The 18,827-nt window shown below is 45.3% G+C and carries 18 protein-coding genes; 3 read left to right on the top strand and 15 right to left on the bottom strand.

What is annotated here, in order from left to right; genetic code table 11:
- Positions 1-27: 27 nt before the first annotated feature.
- From PUT07_RS16070 to PUT07_RS16045, 6 genes are all read right to left on the bottom strand, one after another.
- The gene (locus tag PUT07_RS16070) at positions 28-861 is read right to left on the bottom strand and encodes a carbohydrate ABC transporter permease (protein ID WP_274469191.1); all 834 of its coding nucleotides are present in this window, start codon (positions 859-861) and stop codon (positions 28-30) included.
- 19 nt (positions 862-880) lie between these two features.
- Complete coding sequence (locus PUT07_RS16065) at positions 881-1,765, bottom strand: carbohydrate ABC transporter permease (RefSeq protein ID WP_274469190.1); 885 nt, start codon at positions 1,763-1,765, stop codon at positions 881-883.
- Between the two features lie 96 nt (positions 1,766-1,861).
- The gene (locus PUT07_RS16060) at positions 1,862-3,304 is read right to left on the bottom strand and encodes an ABC transporter substrate-binding protein (protein WP_274469189.1); all 1,443 of its coding nucleotides are present in this window, start codon (positions 3,302-3,304) and stop codon (positions 1,862-1,864) included.
- A gap of 216 nt (positions 3,305-3,520) precedes the next feature.
- A complete protein-coding gene (locus tag PUT07_RS16055) occupies positions 3,521-4,642 on the bottom strand; it encodes a GntR family transcriptional regulator (RefSeq protein ID WP_274469188.1) in 1,122 nt (373 codons plus the stop codon).
- Positions 4,643-4,952: 310 nt separating this feature from the next.
- A complete protein-coding gene (locus tag PUT07_RS16050; protein WP_274469187.1) occupies positions 4,953-5,576 on the bottom strand; it encodes a DedA family protein in 624 nt (207 codons plus the stop codon).
- Positions 5,577-5,684: 108 nt separating this feature from the next.
- Positions 5,685-6,254, bottom strand: coding sequence for a phosphatase PAP2 family protein (locus PUT07_RS16045; RefSeq protein WP_274469186.1), 570 nt, complete (start codon positions 6,252-6,254; stop codon positions 5,685-5,687).
- 685 nt (positions 6,255-6,939) lie between these two features.
- Between PUT07_RS16045 and PUT07_RS16040 the strand changes: the two genes are divergently transcribed.
- Complete coding sequence (locus PUT07_RS16040; RefSeq protein ID WP_274469185.1) at positions 6,940-8,331, top strand: phytase; 1,392 nt, start codon at positions 6,940-6,942, stop codon at positions 8,329-8,331.
- Positions 8,332-8,509: 178 nt separating this feature from the next.
- Here PUT07_RS16040 and PUT07_RS16035 read toward each other — a convergent pair whose 3' ends face one another.
- From PUT07_RS16035 to PUT07_RS16015, 5 genes are all read right to left on the bottom strand, one after another.
- Positions 8,510-8,974 (bottom strand): hypothetical protein, encoded by a 465-nt coding sequence (locus PUT07_RS16035; protein WP_274469184.1) that lies wholly within the window; start codon positions 8,972-8,974, stop codon positions 8,510-8,512.
- Positions 8,975-9,073: 99 nt separating this feature from the next.
- Entirely contained in the window at positions 9,074-9,232 is a 159-nt protein-coding gene (locus PUT07_RS16030; protein ID WP_274469182.1) for a hypothetical protein, read from the bottom strand.
- 207 nt (positions 9,233-9,439) lie between these two features.
- Positions 9,440-10,870: an MFS transporter gene (locus PUT07_RS16025; protein WP_274469181.1), complete on the bottom strand. Its 1,431-nt coding sequence runs from the start codon at positions 10,868-10,870 to the stop codon at positions 9,440-9,442.
- Positions 10,871-10,973: 103 nt separating this feature from the next.
- Entirely contained in the window at positions 10,974-11,561 is a 588-nt protein-coding gene (locus PUT07_RS16020; RefSeq protein WP_274469180.1) for a TetR/AcrR family transcriptional regulator, read from the bottom strand.
- 107 nt (positions 11,562-11,668) lie between these two features.
- On the bottom strand, positions 11,669-12,124 hold the full coding sequence (locus PUT07_RS16015) for a nuclear transport factor 2 family protein (protein ID WP_274469179.1): 456 nt from the start codon (positions 12,122-12,124) through the stop codon (positions 11,669-11,671).
- Positions 12,125-12,466: 342 nt separating this feature from the next.
- Here PUT07_RS16015 and PUT07_RS35445 point away from each other — a divergent pair, with 342 nt between their 5' ends.
- Positions 12,467-12,658 (top strand): MerR family transcriptional regulator, encoded by a 192-nt coding sequence (locus PUT07_RS35445; RefSeq protein WP_338000759.1) that lies wholly within the window; start codon positions 12,467-12,469, stop codon positions 12,656-12,658.
- 322 nt (positions 12,659-12,980) lie between these two features.
- Here the strand turns inward: PUT07_RS35445 and PUT07_RS16005 are convergent, their stop codons facing one another.
- A complete protein-coding gene (locus tag PUT07_RS16005; protein WP_274469176.1) occupies positions 12,981-13,718 on the bottom strand; it encodes a TetR/AcrR family transcriptional regulator in 738 nt (245 codons plus the stop codon).
- A gap of 127 nt (positions 13,719-13,845) precedes the next feature.
- Between PUT07_RS16005 and PUT07_RS16000 the strand changes: the two genes are divergently transcribed.
- Entirely contained in the window at positions 13,846-15,291 is a 1,446-nt protein-coding gene (locus PUT07_RS16000; RefSeq protein WP_274469175.1) for a serine hydrolase domain-containing protein, read from the top strand.
- Positions 15,292-15,331: 40 nt separating this feature from the next.
- Here PUT07_RS16000 and PUT07_RS15995 read toward each other — a convergent pair whose 3' ends face one another.
- The 3 genes from PUT07_RS15995 to PUT07_RS15985 form a co-directional block, all read right to left on the bottom strand.
- Positions 15,332-16,135, bottom strand: a complete 804-nt coding sequence (locus PUT07_RS15995) for an SDR family oxidoreductase (protein ID WP_274469344.1) — start codon at positions 16,133-16,135, stop codon at positions 15,332-15,334.
- 65 nt (positions 16,136-16,200) lie between these two features.
- The gene (locus PUT07_RS15990) at positions 16,201-17,868 is read right to left on the bottom strand and encodes an extracellular solute-binding protein (protein ID WP_274469173.1); all 1,668 of its coding nucleotides are present in this window, start codon (positions 17,866-17,868) and stop codon (positions 16,201-16,203) included.
- Between the two features lie 60 nt (positions 17,869-17,928).
- The gene (locus PUT07_RS15985) at positions 17,929-18,825 is read right to left on the bottom strand and encodes a carbohydrate ABC transporter permease (protein WP_274469172.1); all 897 of its coding nucleotides are present in this window, start codon (positions 18,823-18,825) and stop codon (positions 17,929-17,931) included.
- Positions 18,826-18,827 lie beyond the last annotated feature (2 nt).

The raw sequence follows: 18,827 nt of genomic DNA, 5'->3' as shown, positions 1-18,827 counted from the left end.
AACGTGCTACTATGAAATGCATTCACGCTACCCTTTGCTCCCACCTTGGAGGCCGAAACCTTTGGACATAAATTGCTGAGAAAGAATATACATGACAACGGATGGAATGGCATAGAGCGTAGAAAAAGCTGCCAATTTACCGTAATCCACCATGCCGTACTGCCCGAAGAATTGGTATAGCTTGAGCGCCGCCGGGAACTTCTCAGGCGTATTCAAGAGAATGTAGGGAACGAAAAAGTTGCCCCAGCTGCCGGAGAAGGTAAAGATGGCAACCGTACATATTCCCGGAATCATCAATGGAGTGACGATCCTGCGGATGCCTGCGAGTATGGACGCACCGTCCACCCATGCCGCTTCTTCTAATTCGTTCGGTACGGAATCCATGAAATTTTTGAGCATCCAGATGCCATAAGGCATGGCGGAGGCGACTTTAAAGAGAATGACGCCAAAGATATTGTCATAAAGCTTTAAGGTCAAAAACAATTGATATACAGGGACCATAACTGCTGTGATTGGCAATGAGGTCATAAATAAGATGGTCAGCATGAACGGTTTTTTATACTTCAATTGATATCTGGACAGTGGATAAGCCGCTAGCAGACCTAATAAAACGACAATTAAAGCTTGACCGAGCGAAATGACGAGTCCTATTAGAAATGCGCGCTGGTTCGCGCTGCTAGTGATCACGTCGATATAGTTGCCTGCTGTCAAAGAGCTGGGGACCTTGAGCGATTGCATGGCGTTAGGGTCCACGGAGGCAACTAGCACCCATAAGAGTGGGAGCAGGAAACAAATGCCGATGAAGGTGAGCGCTGCGTAGGGCAAGGTGCGATAAACGACTTTACGGTATATCTCCGTCATACGAACTCTCCTTGTGGTTTTACTCTTTTAAAGTGCGAATATAGAACAAACTCAACACAATACCCAGAAGCAAGAGCAATAAAGAAATGGCCGTACCGTAGCCGAGCTGATAGTTAATGAAGGCTTGGTTATACATGAAGATGGGTAAGGTCGTTGTTGCTGTGCCTGGACCCCCGCCGGTCATCGCATAAATGAGGCCGAATACGCCTAAGGTCTGTAAAGTAACAAGCATCGCATTGGTAGTAATCGTTCCTTTAATATAAGGAAGGATAATGAAAATTAGAATTTTCCAACGTGAGGCTCCGTCGACGAGCGCCGCTTCCTCGATTTCTTTCGGCACATCGTCAAGTGCTGCTTGAAAGACAAGCATAGAGAAGGCTGTTCCATGCCAGACGTTCGCTAATATAATCGTGAGCATAGGGACGGTATATAGCCAAGTGACCGTCGGAATGCCTAGTGTACTTAGTATGGCGTTTAGTGTACCCTCGTCGCCGAAATAGCTGTAGAGACATAAGGCGCATACAATTTCAGGTGTTACCCACCCCGCCAGAACGATAGTACCAATCACGCGGCGGAACGTTTTATTTTTCCGTTTCATCAAGATTGCGATCAGAAATCCCAGCACTTGCTGGCCGATGACAGCAGAGCCGATCAGGAAAACTAACGTGTTCCAGATACTGATTCTTACGGTTGGATCCGCAAACATGCGGACATAGTTGTCAAAACCAACGAATTGCAGTTGTTTTGCGGATTCTCCGGTCAATGCCAAGTTCGTAAATGAGTAGAAAAACGTTAGCAAGATCGGATAGATGAAGAAAACGAGCATAACGGCCAACGAAGGGAATAAAAAATACAACCATGTATACGTCTTTCTCGATGTTACTGGGATTGCCGGACTGCTCATCAAAGTTCGCTCCTTTCTCCCTGGTGATCGTAGGGCAAACTGGGCTTGCCCTGGACCCCGTATTCGCAAATAGGGCCCCAGGGCAAGGTGTTGCCATTACTTCACGCTGACTTTATCCTCTCCAACGATGCGGGTTACGTCTTGCTGATACTTCTTCATCGCATCTGCGGGAGAAGTGCCCGTTGCTACAGACTCAACCATTGTCTGAATTTGTGTGGATACTTCTGGATATTTGTCACGAGCAGGTCTGAACTCCGCGTTTTTCAAATACTCCGTAGCAATCGCATTAAATGGCATTTGTGTATAGCCCGGATCTTTTGCGACGTCCGCCCGAACCGTAATGTTACCGCTTGCAGTTACAAGTTTTTGCGTGTTTTCTTTGTTAAGGGCGTACTTGATGAAATCCCAAGCTTCATCTTTATGCTGAGCGTTAGCAGGAATAGACAGCGCCCATCCCCCAGCTAAAGTAATGGAACCTGGAGCTTGACCTTTGCTTGTCGGCATTGGAGCAAAGCCCAGAACGTCTTTATACTCCGGCCATGGAGCAGCACCATTCGGCAAATAGTTGCCTGCAATCCAGGAACCGTCCAAGGAGATGCCGAGTTTGCCTTTTGGCAAATATTCACGAGCAGAGGAGTTGCCCGCTTGGCCGTTCAATACTTTGGAAAGTGGAGGGCCAAGTTTCTCTTTGTTAATGGTATCAACGAATGAAAGCGCATCCAAAATACCCGGGCTTTTAACGATCCACTTCGAACTTGAGTCATCGTAGAGTCTTTCACCTGTTCCGTAAAGCAGCATTTCGTAAGTTTGCATGGAAGTCGCTTCGCCAGTTGCTTTCCCCATATTCATCCAGAAAGGTACAACGTCCTTGGCTGCTTTTTCCTTGATTGTTCTTGCTGCGCTCAAGACTTCATCCCAAGTTTTTGGTTTCCAATCTTCAGGCAGTCCGGCTTGTTTGAAAATTTGCTTGTTGTACCAGAGGCCCCGGGAGTCCGTATTATACGGCACGCCGTAAATCTTACCGTCGGCGGCTGTTACCCCTTTTTTCATCGCTTCGATGAAGGAACCATTTGTCCAGTCGGCCCAGCTCTTCACTTTGTCATCCAAAGGAGACAAGAGTCCGGCGCTGGCATCGGAGTTTAACATGAAGGTGTCTTCTGTAACGATATCCGGTGCTGTGTCTTTGGATTTGAGGGCTAGCGCAATCTTCGCGAAGTAGTCGCCTTCCGAAGCCTGAATCGGCGTCTGCTTGATAACGACATCTTTGTTCGGATAGCTGGCAGCCACATCTTTGAGCCATTTGTATAGCGTTCCGTTCTCACCAGTACCATCGTCTCTATATGTGATGGTGATGGTTTTTTTGGCTGCATCCGGTGCTTTCGATTCCTTTGCCGCAGTTGTAGCTGCACTAGTTGCTGCCGGGGCCGTCGTACTGGGTGTGGTGTTTGTCGTTTCAGTCCCCTTCGAACACCCGAATAACATGGATGCACACAAGACACAGGTGGAGATGGATAACATTTTATTACTGCTCCGATACATACTGTTACCTCCTTCAGAAAAGCAAGAATAGTATGACACTTCCTGATACAAACAAGCCGGTAAAATATGTTTGTATACTAAGTATAATAATATGGGCAAATATACCATGTCCACTACGATTTTGCGACATGTATGTACAAAAAAATGATTTTTTTAACGAAAGGAGACGTCTAATAAGAAAAAGCAAAAAACCATGGAATTCCATGGCTTTCTCTGTTAATTAGATATACTTGCTTCTTGCACGATCATTCTATGTTCGACAATTCTATGTTCCGTAATAACTTCACCATGTATCTGCGAGATCAATAAATCCACCGCTTCTTCGCCCATCCGTTTCTCATCTTGTTGAATATGGGTAAAAATCGGCTTTCCCAAAAAATCGTTTAATGAGTCGAAGCAGACGATATCGTAGGTTTCCAACTGCTTTCCTTGTGCGTCAATGACTTGAGCCAACATGGTGGCGACCAGATATTCCGAAACCACAAATCCTTTTACACTGGTGTTCTGTACTAAAAAGCTCTTAAGCGTCTCTAAATCCTCTGCCCATGAACCTGAACGGGTGCCTGTAAAATTCGTTAGACAATATTCCTGATTCAACTTCAACCCTTCCCAGGTAAAAGCCAAAGTATATCCCAGAAGCCTGTCTTCCAGCGCTGACGTATTCTCGACGGGTGGCGACAAATAGGCAATGTCTTGATGGCCTTTCCCGATCAGATGAAGCGTAAGATCTTGCGCAGCTTTTCGGTTATCCGTGTAAACGGAACATACCGGAATTCCTTTCAAATACCGGTCGACCAGTACGACAGGAAACTTGGCCAAGACAAGACGAATGAGTTCTGCATTATAGTGCGTGCCATGGACGGGAGTCACGATTAGGCCCTTGACACCTAGGCTGACAAGAAGCTGGATGGCATGCTCTTCTTCTTCTTTGCTGCCGCCGGTCCTCTTAATGATTAGATCACACTCGTGCAGTGCGCTCTGCTTCTCCATGGCTTGAAGGAGCTTCAAGCCATATTCATCCGAGAAACTTGGAATAATTAATCCGATGAGCGGTCTTTGCTGAAAATGGATGACCGTACTCGTTCTTTCCTCCGATTGGCGCATTGGTTTCAAAGCCGAAGGATGACCATCGGCCACAAACGACCCTTTTCCCTGAATACGTGTGATAACACCCGCTTCCGCCAACTTTTCGAGCGCCTTTTTGGAAGTGATGCGGCTCACGCCAAATTGTTCGGCCAATTCTTTTTCGGATGGCACACGATCTCCGGCCTTCAATTTCCCCTGTTGAATCTCATGAACAATATGCATATACAACTGTTCGTATAAATGCGTATCCATCTTATTCTCCCTAACGCTTTATCTTGATATACTTAGTATACCATTCCATGCGTGAATATCAATTCTTATTAATCGGGAATGAGATAATGTTCCTATCACCTTACAGTTGTTGTCATGGATGAGATGTAAGGGCATTCGGTGCAATCGCCGCTGTAGCTAAGACAAGCTTTAACCTCGACCTTATTCTCACAAGCTTCTATCGGGTGCTGGAAATGCTCCAGATTAGATGCACATATTCGCACTGACTTCGTATTCAAAAGTTAACAAGAAAAAGACGAGCTGTTTATCTTCAGATAACAACTCGTCTTTGTTATTTAAGCCAGTTTAATGTTCGTAACCAATCTATAATTGCTTGTTTATTACGCTTAATGTGAAATCCTATCACCACTCCAACCACCAATACAATAATTGCCGCTATAGAGTATTGAGAAATGATGTGTAGCATTTGCTCAATTTTTATTCCGAAAATTTTACCGATCATGACATAAGCGAATACCCAAACAAGTCCGCCCGTGAAGTTATAGATGAGAAAGGTGCCTAACCGAACCCTTAGAATGCCGGATACATAGCCAGTGAAGTGCCGCAAACCTGGGATAAAGTAGCTGACAAGAATGAGCTTGTTGCCATATTTATTGAACCATTTCGTGATCGTAATGATACGTTCTTGGTTCAGAAAAAAGAATCTTCCATATTTTTCGAAAAAAGGGGTACCAAGTTTATAACCTAAATAATAAGTAACTGTCGTACCCGCTATAGCCCCAAAATAAGAACAGAAAATTATGATTGAGATATTCAAACTCCCCAAAGTAGACATGTGACCAGATATCGCCATGGCCAATTCTCCTGGGAAAGGCAAGGCCAATGATTCGGCGAACAATCCTAAAATTAAAACAAAATACCCATACTGCACAAAGAGATTGCTAATCCACTCCATATTTACACTCCTCGAGGGCTTATTATTTACTTATTCTCTAATCGTTGCATAGCGTTCAAGAGGCGGCATCCCCCCCCAACCCGTTCTTGTACCTCATTCGTGTCATGGTCATAATGAATTTGTCAGATAAACCACTAGCAAAGCAGAACCCATTCCGATCGTACCTCCTGCAACGCAATCCGTTGGGTAGTGATATCCCCAATAAACACGTGAAAAGGCAACCAATCCAGCAAAGATGATCAATAAAAGAGCCATTCCCTGTGACGATAGGAAAAGAAAGGGAGTGACGAATGCAAAAATGGCTGTAGTATGTCCGGATGGAAACGAGTAATCCTTAAGTGGAAATTTCCCTACTCTCACATGCTGCAGGACGCGGAATGGGCGAATTCTGCGCATTTTTTTCTTAATAATAAAGGCAATCACATGGCTGAAAGTCAAAGCCGCTAAACTTTGCAGACCGGCCGATCCCCAAGCATCGGGTGCAAGCCAGATAACTAAAACGGTGCATAGAATTGTAAACGTCGCGCCGCCCATGTGGGTAATCACTCCGAACAACCAATCCAGAACGAAATGATTGACCCTTTGATTGCACCATACAAATATGCTGTGATCGACCTTCCTTAACCATTGCATGTTCCTATTCTTCATAAATTCATTAGTCGTATTCAGTTTGTTCATTGGTCCTCCATCTGGACTGCCGCCCGGGCCCGCTCGAGTTGTTGACTACAACATTAAGATTAGCAAACAAATAAAATAGTGATAACTGTCTAAGGTTTAGTTTAGTGCTGGACTTTGGTCTTGGTACATTCTCCCTGCAGGAGCGAATTTCTCCAAAGCATTTTTCCTCTAAACATGAAAAAGCTCCCCTCACAGTAGCAGGGCTTTTACCTGTCTACCGTATGGGGAGTATATCAATGACAACTGACTCGTTATATCCATCTATGTAAAGAGAAGTCTCTTGTTGATAATGGTTAAGTAAATCGTTCACTACAAGTGTCATCCAATCGATTTTCGATACACGATGATAGTGAGTTGTGCCTGAAATATATGAATACACCAAGTAAGCGTTACTAGGGTCGGTAAACATTAATTTTGAAAGTAAAGGGCTCCTGGAATATGCTTGGTGAAACTGAGATGCCAAAGAAACATTTATTTCATCGTCGATTTAATTGAATAAAACTTAACTATGCTGCCCGTTGCTTCAATAGATGACGGCAGCCGATGTGCGCCGGTTTTACATCGTCTTGATATTTGCTTCCATATATTACAAACCGTTTACATAACTTGTACTAAGTTTTGATCTTTGTTTGTTATTCTTTAACCTAAAGCGAGACTATTATGAAATATAAGGAGACTGTGCAATATGAGAAAGCATCATACGTTAATAGCATCTACATTAATCGCGGGGATGATCTTGCCCACACTACACCTGAACGCTGCTGAGGCTGATTATGTACCGCTGCGTGAACAATTAGAGAAGATCGGATCGAAGATTATGTGGGATATGGAAGATCGTACAGTTACATTCAAGCTGAAAAATGGCATTGCTGGGATCGTAACTATCGATGATGCGAAGTACCGCTTAGCTGGGAAAGAGGCCAAACTATCCGCTCCAGTTAAATTGGTGAATGAAAAAACGGTTATTCCTGCATCGTTGATGCAAAGTATTCTTGCAGAAAACGCTAAATACCAGGACTCAAAAGATATAATTCCAACTTTCTCCGTGAAAGCACAGGGAGAGACGGAAGCGGTTGACTCGGGGGAAGATGCAGCCGACGATCCGGCGATTTGGGTAGATCCGAAGGATCCGGCGAAGAGTAAGTTGGTCGCTACGAATAAAGCAGGAGGCTTGCTCGTATATGATTTGAATGGCAAGCAATTGCAGTCCTATAAAGTCGGTAAAATGAACAATATCGACCTGCGTTACGATTTCCCGTTAGGTGACAAAAAGGTCGATATCGTCGCTGCGTCCAACCGCACAACGAATACGATTGACGTATTTGTGATCTCTGGGGATACGGGTGAGTTGACGAATATCGTGGCCGAACCGATTAAATCAAGCATGAGCGAAGTTTACGGATTCAGCTTATACCACAGCTTGAAAACAGGTAAATTTTACGCACTTGTACTCGGAAAAAAAGGCGAATTCGAACAATATGAGCTCTCGGATAACGGGAATGGTAAAATTGCCGGCAAGCTCGTTCGTGAGCTGCATCTCGCAACACAATCAGAAGGACTTGTAGCCGATGATGAATATGGTACGATGTATATCGCTGAAGAAGACTTCGCGATTTGGAAATACAGCGCTGAACCAGATGGTGCCAAAGAACCTCTAGCGACTGTTGATATTGCGGATGGACGGCGTTTACAAGATGATATCGAGGGTCTCACCCTCTATTACGGTAAAGATGGAGCGGGTTATCTCATCGCTTCAAGTCAAGGAAGTAACAGCTATGCCATTTATAAGCGTGAAGGCAATAATCCGTTCGTGACAACATTCAACATTGCGGATGGTGATAAAATCGACGGAACGAGCGAGACGGATGGAATCGATGTAATGAGCTTCGGTCTCGGAGTTAACTACCCTAACGGTATCTTCGTTTCACAGGATGACGCTAATCTAGAGAACGGCAAGAAACTCAACCAGAACTTCAAGATTGTCGGTTGGGAGCAAATCGCGGATGGCGCTTTGCCGAAGTTGGACATTCAGAACAACATCAATCCTCGTCAGTTAGTTAATCGAAATACGCAATAATCGGTTGTTATCCGAGTCATTCCTCCCTCCATTCCACTGTGCAAGTGGTTTGGAGGTTTATTGTTTAATGTTCATCTTTCCAGTGTTCATCTTTGCCCAACTCTTATAGAATGTTACTTGAAAGAAAACGGGACTCAATCAGAGTTTCTCATACCCATTCAAAAATTCTTTAGCCTTATCAGGGTTCCTCATACTTCGTCCACGTTTTGTATCCATCAATGTTTTTTTCTGAAGTGTCAGAAGCATCAAACGTTTTGAAATAACTCGCAGAATATTTTAAGGGAGGTTTTTTTTCTGAAGGACTATGAATAATAAGATTAATATTGTAAATCTCACTTTTCCATTTTACGGATTTTGCAATTTCATTTATGTTCTCAATCGTTGAGAATTCCTTAATGTTACCTAGTATGGAATTTACCGATTCTTCGGTAGGAACATCTCTCATCTCAATGTTTATAGTTAGATTGGGTCTAGTGAATGTGTATTTGATGTTTTTGATTGTTGGGATTTCTTTTTTTAACTGTTTCGATAAGGAAACGGTTGATGATGTGCTTACTGAATGTGTAACACTACAACCTAAGTTAATAAGTACGATTAGCAAAATGATCATTTTAACCCGACAACCATTCATTAAATTAATCAATAAACACCTCTTCTCACTAATTTCTAGTCGGCGATAGCGGGGATCAAACGTTTCTGCCCGTGGGACTTGGATCCAGATAGCTCTTCAGTATGAAATTATTTATCCTAACCTGTATTGTTTATTATTCATGATCTCATCAACCACCTGATGGATTGCATCTACATTATTTTGACTTGTATCCAAGAGATGTTTCCCGTTGAGCCAGTTAGCCTCTTCTGGAAAAGTAACATAATCAATTACATTCCAAATAAGGGTCAAGATTTTCCAACTCCCGCTGGCCCCGATAAGATATAGACTGTTCGGATAACAATTCCTTCTTTCCATTCATTATATGGAATATTGTACCACATTCATAACGGTCACTGTATTAACCGATTCAATAGACAAAGGCAGCCGGTCGCCGGCTGCCTTTCTTATTCATGAATTCCGCCCGGTAACCGTACCGAACTAGCCGCGGATAACCTGTTAATGAGAGGCCGTTACTTGAATGTCATCCACATTTGATGGCTTCTGCAGCTTTAGAGTAAAGAAGGCAACCAGAATTCCAAGTAAGGTAATCACGGCGGAGATTATGAACGCGATATGGATGGCATGATTCAGATCCGCTTGCGGCATATGCTCAAGGGTCGATCCCATACCAAGGCTGGCCGAGATGATAGCCATAATAACCGCCAGTCCAATGGCCCCTCCGATTTGCTGACCGGTCGAGATCAATGCAGAGGCAACGCCTTGCTCCTTCGGATTAATACCTGAGCTCCCCGCGATAAACATGGTCGTGAAGACCAGTGCCTGACCGATACCGATGATCACGGTTCCTGGTATGATCCCTAGAGCCGATCCGTTCTCGGACAAGCCTGTCAGCATCAGGAATCCTACGAACCCAAGTCCCATCCCCGTTACGATAGTACCTGCCACACCGACCTTGGTAAGCATTTTATTGATCAGCTTGGCACCAACGAAAGCACTCAGTGTCAGCGGCAGGAAGCTAAGCCCCGATTGTATAGCTGAATAATGCAGTATGCCTTGCGTATACAGTGTCAAAAAATAGTACAGCGAGCCGAACGAAGCCGAGAACAGGAATGCCGTAAGTGCGGCTCCTGTCAAATTGCGGTTACGGAACATGCGGAAGGAAATCAGCGGCTCCTGCGTTCGTTTCTCAATTGCTGCGAAAGCTAACAGCAGCACTGCACCGAGCAAGACAAAAGGAAGTGTTGAGGCGCTATACCAGCCTTCTACCGGAGCTTGAATCAAATAGTAGACAACAAGCAGCAGTCCGACTGTTACCGAAAATGTTCCAGCAGCATCATAATGTTGGCTGCTAGTCGATACCTTGCTTTCCTTCAGCACGAAAGGTGCTAGAATAACGACGCCGAGCGCGATTGGCACATTCACCAGGAAGGTAGCTTCCCATCCAACATAGCTAGTGAGCACTCCACCAAGGAGTAGACCGAGCGACATGCCGACACCCCCCATGGAAGCCCATATGCCCATTGCCCGGTTACGCTCTGAACCCTCATTGAAATTCGACATGATGAGCGACAGAGTTGCTGGCGATAACAGTGCACCGCCTAAACCTTGAAGTCCCCTGGCAGCAATTAACATCAGTTGCGATTCGGCCAGTCCCCCAAGCAGCGATCCTAGTCCGAAAAGCCCCATCGCGATTATAAACATGCGCCTTCTCCCCAACAGGTCGGATAATCTCCCGCCTAGAAGCAGTAAGCCTCCGAAAGCGAGTGAATAAGCACTCACAACCCACTGCAGATGATTAGCCGAGAAACCAAGCGCATTACCTAAAGACGGCATAGCTACAAAAATGATTGTATAATCAAGCGCCATGACCAGCTGTGAGATCGCCAGGATAAATAACGCTAAGCCTTTGAAATTCGATCCGTTCATCTTTCATTCTCCTTCGCATGCAGACAAGTTAGTCTGTATTCTCTTGTATTTTTGACCAAACGGTCTATTTTGGGTAAAAAGGAATGAAGCTCCTTGCAAAGCTTCATTCTTGGTCCAGCACAGACAACGTAACTGCTGTAATCTGTTCGATAACGAGTGGGTCATCCGTCAATTTGGCTGCTTGCGTCAACCCATATCGCGCATGGTACAAATAACGTGCCAGTGCCAGCATATCCCGGTTCGCGCTGAATTCGCCCAGCTTCTGGCCGCGTACCAACGCATCATACAGTGCTTGTTCCAACCGGATTTTATCCTGCTCGAACAACTCCGCGATCTCCGGATCATGAGGAACTTGATCAATCGCACTGTAGAGAATAAAGCACTCCTTCCGGCGTTGCTCGTCTCGCAGCGTATCCCCGATTACATGGAAGATATCGGTAATGGCTTTTTTTACAGGCGTAGTCTCCGCCAAATAGGCGACAACCGCGGAAGACTTCTCGTTCACATAGTGTTTGACAGCTTTCAAAAAAAGATCTCGTTTCGTGCCAAACGTATCATACAAGCTTTGACGGGCGATGCCCAAGCCTTCGAGTAGCAGCGGCAAGGAGGTGCCTTCATAGCCATAATGACCGAAGACCTCCATCGCTTTGTGCAGTACAAGATTTGTATCGAATTCCTTGCTTCTAGCCATAGGGATCTCCCCCTTTCTCCCCATCCATGCTACCCCTAATGGAACGTTCAGTCAAGAAAAGGAATGTAGCGGTCATAAAGGCAGTTATGCTAACTGTATGCTCCAAGTTACTCAGAAAAACGTACTGCATCATTTACACTGCCGACCGATTCAATCGCGACAAGAGGGTTCCAGAAGTCACGGTAGCGCGTGATTAAACCGTCTTTCGTTTCCACAACACTAATGTACGTCTGGTTATATGGGTTACCCGTTTCCCGATGCTTGCCGGCCGACTTGAATTCTGCAATTACCAGCTCCGGGTCCACCGTCAGATGGAATTCAAGGTCAGTGAACACCACTTCGAAATGTTTTGGGAAATTCTGCATGTAATCATATAGTTCGACCTTGCCTACCTTCTTGTCCGGGAACCCCGCCGGTCCGTATGGGAATTCAAGCACGCCGTTCTCTTCCCACAGTTCTACCCATGCCTTAATATCTCCACCGGACAGATGCTTCAAGTGATTTCGGAATGTTTGATGTGCTCTTTCGCGTACCACTTCTTGTATTAATGTTTGATTTTGCATGTTCTTTTCCTCCATTTGATTCATTATTTTGACTAATCAGTCCGAAAAATCCAAAATAAATCTATTCTCTGCGTCTCCTTAACACCTCTTTTCCCTCTCATTCATTCTAGACTGATCGATCTGAAATCATATTATCATTTCCAGATCGATCAGTCAATAATTTTTTTTATTTAATTGCCTCCCTCCCCCAGGCAATTCGAAAGCAATACATTTTCTTTTATATCCCACCTATCGGATTGAGAAGATTATATTGACTTTGTACCTTGGTACAGGGTTAATACTTGTATAGAAGGAGGACTAGAAATGAACTGGTTACTGTAAGCCAAGTAGCAAAAGCTTCAAATGTTCATATTGAAACAGTCATATTACGAAAGACGTGGACTTCTCATTAATCCGCCTCGATCCGAATCCGGTTACAGGATGTATTCTAACGAAGCAGTTGAAGACATTCGGTTTATTAAACGTGCACAGGATTTAGGATTTACCCTAGATGAAATTAAAACTCTTTTACATGTTCACAAGAACGAAGATTAATTTCCTATTGAGGAAATGCGCCAATTTGCCGCGGTAACAATCAACTAAGTTATTTCAAATCTATATTAGAGTTTGCTATTAAAGAACCGGGTCTCTCACTTCCAAAGGAACAATGCCCTATTATCAAAAAATTATCTGAAGGAGGAAGTTAACTATGCCTAAGGTCTAAATTTTTATAGCCAAAACCTACGGCATTCAAGCTGTTCCAGCTGTCGCGATAAACGGAAAGTTAATTTCGCTAGACTTATTGAAAAAATCGACGACCTCGGACTCTAACATCCATTCATCTCAAAATTGATACACAAAAAACCGTCAGGAGGAATCACTCCAGACGGTTTAAATTAGCTGCATGATTTGATCGTAATGAGACCGCCATTGCCTCCACTCCAGCCAGTATAAGGTCTGCACCGAACTTAAAGTGACGATCCTTATCGACGCAAGCAGCAATATTCGGGGCTGCTTCTACAAGCCAAGGGTATTCTTGCTGCGGAAGTCCGCCATAGAATTCCAATAATTTAGCTCCCCACACTTGGCGTTCTTCTTCAGACCCTTGAAAGTAACTATCGCCCGTTAGAATCAACGATACGACTTGACTTAGCAGGTATTCAAAAGTTAAGAATGCTTCTTGAGGCCCGAATCCAGCATTGCGAAGGATGCCAAGCGAAGTCTCGAAGATTTTGAGCCTATTTATCGAAGGCACGGACCGTCTGGATAGCAAGAATTTGCCAGAGGGATGCGTAAGCAGCACTCGACGTAAGGCATAAAGTAACCCTCTAACCTGTTCCCGCCAATCCGTTTCCTTTACTGCCGAGGTATCGAAAGAAGTTAACAATTGTTCGGTCATAGCATCTAGAAGATCATCTTTGTTGTGAACATACCGATATATGGCCATGGGGGTTACGCCTAAATCGTGGGATAAACGCCGAAAACTTACCGCATCGATTCCTTCCGTATCAGCAACATGTAATGCCAGTCCTACGATGGCCTCTCGACTAAGGCGAACAGGGTCTTTCCGTTTATCAGTATCTTCAGGTATTTGATCATTGTTATTATTGAACACAGTTCAACGCTCCCGCAAGAAATAGTATAACCGTAGTATACAACAAGAAGGTTGACTAGTATACATCGTATACTTATAATGTCAGGTATACAGTGTATACCTGAGAGTGTGAGGAGTGAGCTCGTTATTGAATAATCCATCTTCCAACCTTTTTAGAAGTAAAAACAAACGCAGATTTACTTTGCTTACGGTCGCATCAGTGATGGCACTATCCGCTTGCACAGGCTTTATCCTTTATCAACCATTAATGGTTGCTTCGGGATACGCCAGCAAGGAAATCTGCTCCGGGACCTTTGTCTCCAACCTTGATCCCCATCAAGTTTACTCCGACATGGTCAAGCCTGAAGGGGCAATTGGAATCATTAGTCGTTTGATTCACTTCACCGTTGACCGTGACAAGCATGAAGTTTCAACCACTATTGGGGGACTTTACAAAACCCAGGCCGTGTACGGCAAAGGCATTGGTTGCATGCTAGTTCATAAACATGAAGATGCCAATCTAAGTACAACGCCTGCTTTTAATTCCCCAGTTGTCTCAACGAGTTCACAGGCCCCCGAGATTGCGGGAACTTCTGTGGTTGAGCCAACGAACGAACAACTTAGTGCAGCGCTCGACCGTGCTTTTGCAGAACGTGAGCAACCGCCCTATATACGCACTCAAGCGATTGTTGTGGTCAAAGACGGCAAGATCGTCGCCGAGCGGTATGCTACTGGCATAGGAGTGGATACTCCGTTATTGGGATTTTCCGTAACGAAATCAGTCACCAATGCACTTATTGGCATTCTGGTCCGCCAGGGAAAACTGAAAGTCGATCAAGCTGCACCGATTGCAACTTGGAATCATGAAAGAGATCCGCGCCAAACGATTACAATCGAAGAATTGTTACGGCAAACAAGCGGCCTCGCGCTTAAACAAACGAGTTCAGGCTTCGATCCCGCATCCAGAATGATCTTTCTCGAACGTGACATGGCGGGTTTTGCAGAGAGTGCAAAACAAGTTGCGACGCCTGGAAGTCAATGGGCTTACACTGACGGCAACTACATCCTTCTCTCGCGCATCATCCGTGACGTCGTTGGTGGTCGGGCCTCGGATGTAAGACAATTTTCACAGCGCGAACTGTTCGGACCGATTGGCATGGAACATGTAACACTTGAATTTGATGCGACCGGCACACCTAACGGTGCGATGTCTATGCTGGCATCCGCGCGTGATTGGGCTCGTTTTGGACTCTTGTACTTAAACGACGGCATGGCCGGTACTGAACGTATCCTTCCGGAAGGGTGGGTTCAATTCTCGTCTTCACAGACACTTGATACCGGCTATGGAGCAGGCTTTTGGATAAATGTTGCTGCGAATGGCAATGCACCGTATGGACTACCATGGGGAATGCCCCATGTACCGCATGATGCATTTTTCGCCATGGGCAATATGGGGCAGCATGTTGTAATCGTACCTTCACAGAACTTGGTCGTAGTGCGATTGGGCATGTCACATCATCCAGAAGGACTTATCGCCGGAGCCAACCGGCTCGTTGCCGAGGTGATCGCAGCGCTTAATGACGAGAATAGTTAATGAACCAGGTGAATCCGGTTCCGAATTAATAGGAGTCTTTCTAAAGTAAGGTTTCTGCCCCGTCGATGTAAATCTCAGTGCCAGTAATATGACTGGACTGGTCGGAAGCAAGGAACATGACTAGATCAGCCACTTGCTCGGGCCGCCCTGGCCCGTGTTCAAGGGGTTCCGAACCTTCCGGGTATTCGACCGGTATTCTGATTTTATCAGCCTCTTTAGTTCGCATTGTGTTCTCTCCGATATTTGTCTCAATTCGCCCCGGGCAAATGGCGTTGACGCGGATCCGGTAACGGGTCAACTCCAGTGCGGCCATCTTGGTGAAGGCTACTTGCCCGGCTTTCGAGGAACTATAGGCTGACATGCCGAAGCCAGAGAACTTACGGCTTCCATTAATCGAGCTCGTCACAATGATACAGCCTCCCTTCTCTTTCATATAAGGAACGGCGTACTTAACCGTTAAAAAAGTCCCCCTCAAGTTGACCCCCAACGTCTCGTCCCACGCCTCAGGCGTTAAGTCCTCGATCGGAGCGAGCGTGCCGTTGATTCCGGCATTGGCAAATACGATATCAATGCTGCCAAAGCGCTCTGATACGGCGCGAATGGCATGCTCCATTCTACCCGGATCAGAAACGTCAACGTCATAACACTCAACTTCCATGCCTATGCCGCGAATCTCTTCCTCGACGTCCTTAGTCCGCTCGTCCATTAGATCAAGCAGGCAGATGTTCGCTCCGGCGCGCGCAAGCTTCAACGCGGACGCCCGGCCGATTCCCGAGCCAGCTCCAGTCACCACCGCCGTTTTGCCGGCGAATGTTAGCCCCTCTTTTGGAGTGGAATGAAACAAGGGACAACCGCCTGCCGTGGCGATCTGTCCCTTGTTTGAACTAACGCTATTTATTTCATTTTTAGTTATTTCATTTTGTCGAGATTCGATTTCCAAATTTTTGTTTTTTCCGCCAGCACAGTCTCATAGCCGGCCTTCGTGACATCCGCTTGCAGCTTTTTATAAACCGCTTCGAGCTCTTCGTCGGTTTTGGCAAACACCATTTTGGCATTAGCTTCGTACCATAATTGCTTGATTTGCTGCTCTTTGATCCCGATGTCAGACTTAGGGTCGAGCGACATGTTATTGAATTGATCGGCATTAAGCTTGGCAAAGGAACCGAAAAACTCGCTGGCGGCATTCCCCCAATTCACCGCGTTGGGATTTTGTGCATTTTTGAAATGTCCGATTTTATAGAACAACCAAGAGCCTTCCGGATTAAAAAGACCAAACTTTAAGTTTGCCTTTTCCTGTGGAGATATCGTTTTCGCTTTTTCGTTGTCAATCGGCGCCCCGTTCTCATCCACCTTGTCGTACAAAAGTCCCGGAGGACCGAAGGCATTGATACGCTGCCCGTCTTCCCCTGCCCACCAATCATAAAATTGGAATATTTGTTCCGGATTTTTGGCCTTTTTCGTGATCACATTCACATTCCAGCCCAGCGTTCCATACGTGTGCGGATTTACTGTTTTCGGATCAACGCCCTTGTTATATAGGAAAGGTATGAAATCATAGCCCGCATTAGGGTCCTTCGCTTGTAAAATGGCATTCGCGTTATTACCTTGACCTGTAATGTTTGAAAAACCGGTTACGGCAATCCGTCCCGTATTCAGCTTCTCTTGCACTTGTTCAAGCTTCTGCGTAAACATATCCTGCGTAACGAGTCCTTCTTTATAGAGCTTGTTCAAAAACTTATACGCATCCTTATAAGCAGGATCGTTAAAAATGGGTTCCAACGTACTGGTTATCATGTTCGGGAAGGAGGGGACATCGCCAATGTTCCAAATCGTCCGGTTATCCCCGAAACCGGCATAAAGCAATTTATATAGCATGTTGATCCCACTTAGTGTCATGCCAGGTTCAAGGGGCACCACGTCCGGGTATTTCGCTTTAACTTGCTTCAAGTAATTGTACAAGTCGTCATACGTCTTCAACTCAGGCTTTCCGAGTTCGGCATATATCTTCCGATTCACGGTCCACCCGGTATTCGAATATTTATATTCATTCTGAGCGCTGTCAAACCAGTTCGGAATGACATAGATGTGGCCGTCTTCCGCCTTCAGCATATTGTAGGTCTGCGGATCCACCAGCTTCTGCAGGACAGGATATTTCTTGTAATAATCGTCAAGCGGGACTAACATGCCGTTTTTCTGCATCGTCGTATACTCCGATGAGCCTCGATCCAGCATAATGACATCCGGAAGATCGTTCGAAGCGACCATCGCTCCGAACTTCTGTTTGGCGTTACCGTTCGATCCGATTTCAATGAGATTCAGTTTTTTGTTCTCCTTCAGCCACTTCGTCGTTACGTCGTTGCCATAACCGATCGGCGATGCAAAATCATAGTTGGAGTAAAAACTGTACGCAAGTGGCTGTTCCCCAAACTTCGCGACAGCTGCAGACGGGTTACTATCTGCCGCATTCGCAGAGGCGGCCGGTGCTTGAGCCGGTTCTTCCTTGCTGCATGCGGACAGTAGAAGACTTGAAGCGACAACCCCGGTAAGCAGTACGGCTAGCTTTCTTATCCCTATCATGGTTGATACCCCTTTCAGACCGTCATTGATATCATTTAAAGGCCATGCCTGTAAATGCGCTTATTCTTTGAGCGAACCGACCATAACGCCTTTCACGAAAAACTTTTGAACAAACGGATAAACCAGAATAATCGGCAGACTGACGACCATTAAAGCGGTCATTTGCAGCGATTTCGGTGTAATCGATCGGGTCACCATATCGCCAACGCTACCGGATACGCCGCTAAGCTGGCTGATCATTTCCTGGGCGGAATTCGAATTGATCATGTTCATCAAGTAATTTTGAACCGGCAGCAGATTCGAATCGTTAATATAAATTCCGGATGCAAACCACTCGTTCCAGAAAAAGACGGCTTGAAAGAGCGACAAAGTGGCAATGACAGGACCCGATAGTCGTAGAACGATTCGAAAAAATAAACCATAATGACCGCAGCCGTCGAGCTTAGCCGATTCCTCCAGTTCCACCGGCAGCTCTTGGAAAAACGTGCGGAACACGATCATATTCCAAACGCTGATGGTCCAAGGGATGAACAACACCCAAAAATTATTGAAAAGACCGAGCTCGCGTAACCACAAATAGGTTGGAATCAAGCCGCCGGAAAAATACATCGTAAAGACGGCCATGATCATATAAAATTTGCGCCCCATCGTTTCTTTTCTGGATAGCCCGTAAGCCAGGAGCGCCGTGAAAAAGATTGAGGCAATCGTCCCGCAAATTGTCCGTAACGTTGAAATCCCTAAAGCTTTAAAAAAACGTGGATCGCTTAGAATCACGTGATAATTGTCCAGCGTCATGTCTCTCGGCCATAGGGTCAATCCGCCTAAGGAGGTATCCGTACCTGAATTCAGTGATACGACCAGTGCATTCCAGAAAGGGTATAGCGATAATAAAGAAAGTATAAATAACACGATGTATACGAATGTGTGGAGCAATCGATCTTCGAGAGAAAGCTTCATTT

Origin of the sequence: Paenibacillus sp. MAHUQ-63, from assembly GCF_028765165.1 — a bacterium.
Taxonomy (GTDB): Bacteria; Bacillota; Bacilli; order Paenibacillales; family NBRC-103111; genus Paenibacillus_E.
This window is presented reverse-complemented; position numbering and strand designations above follow the sequence as displayed.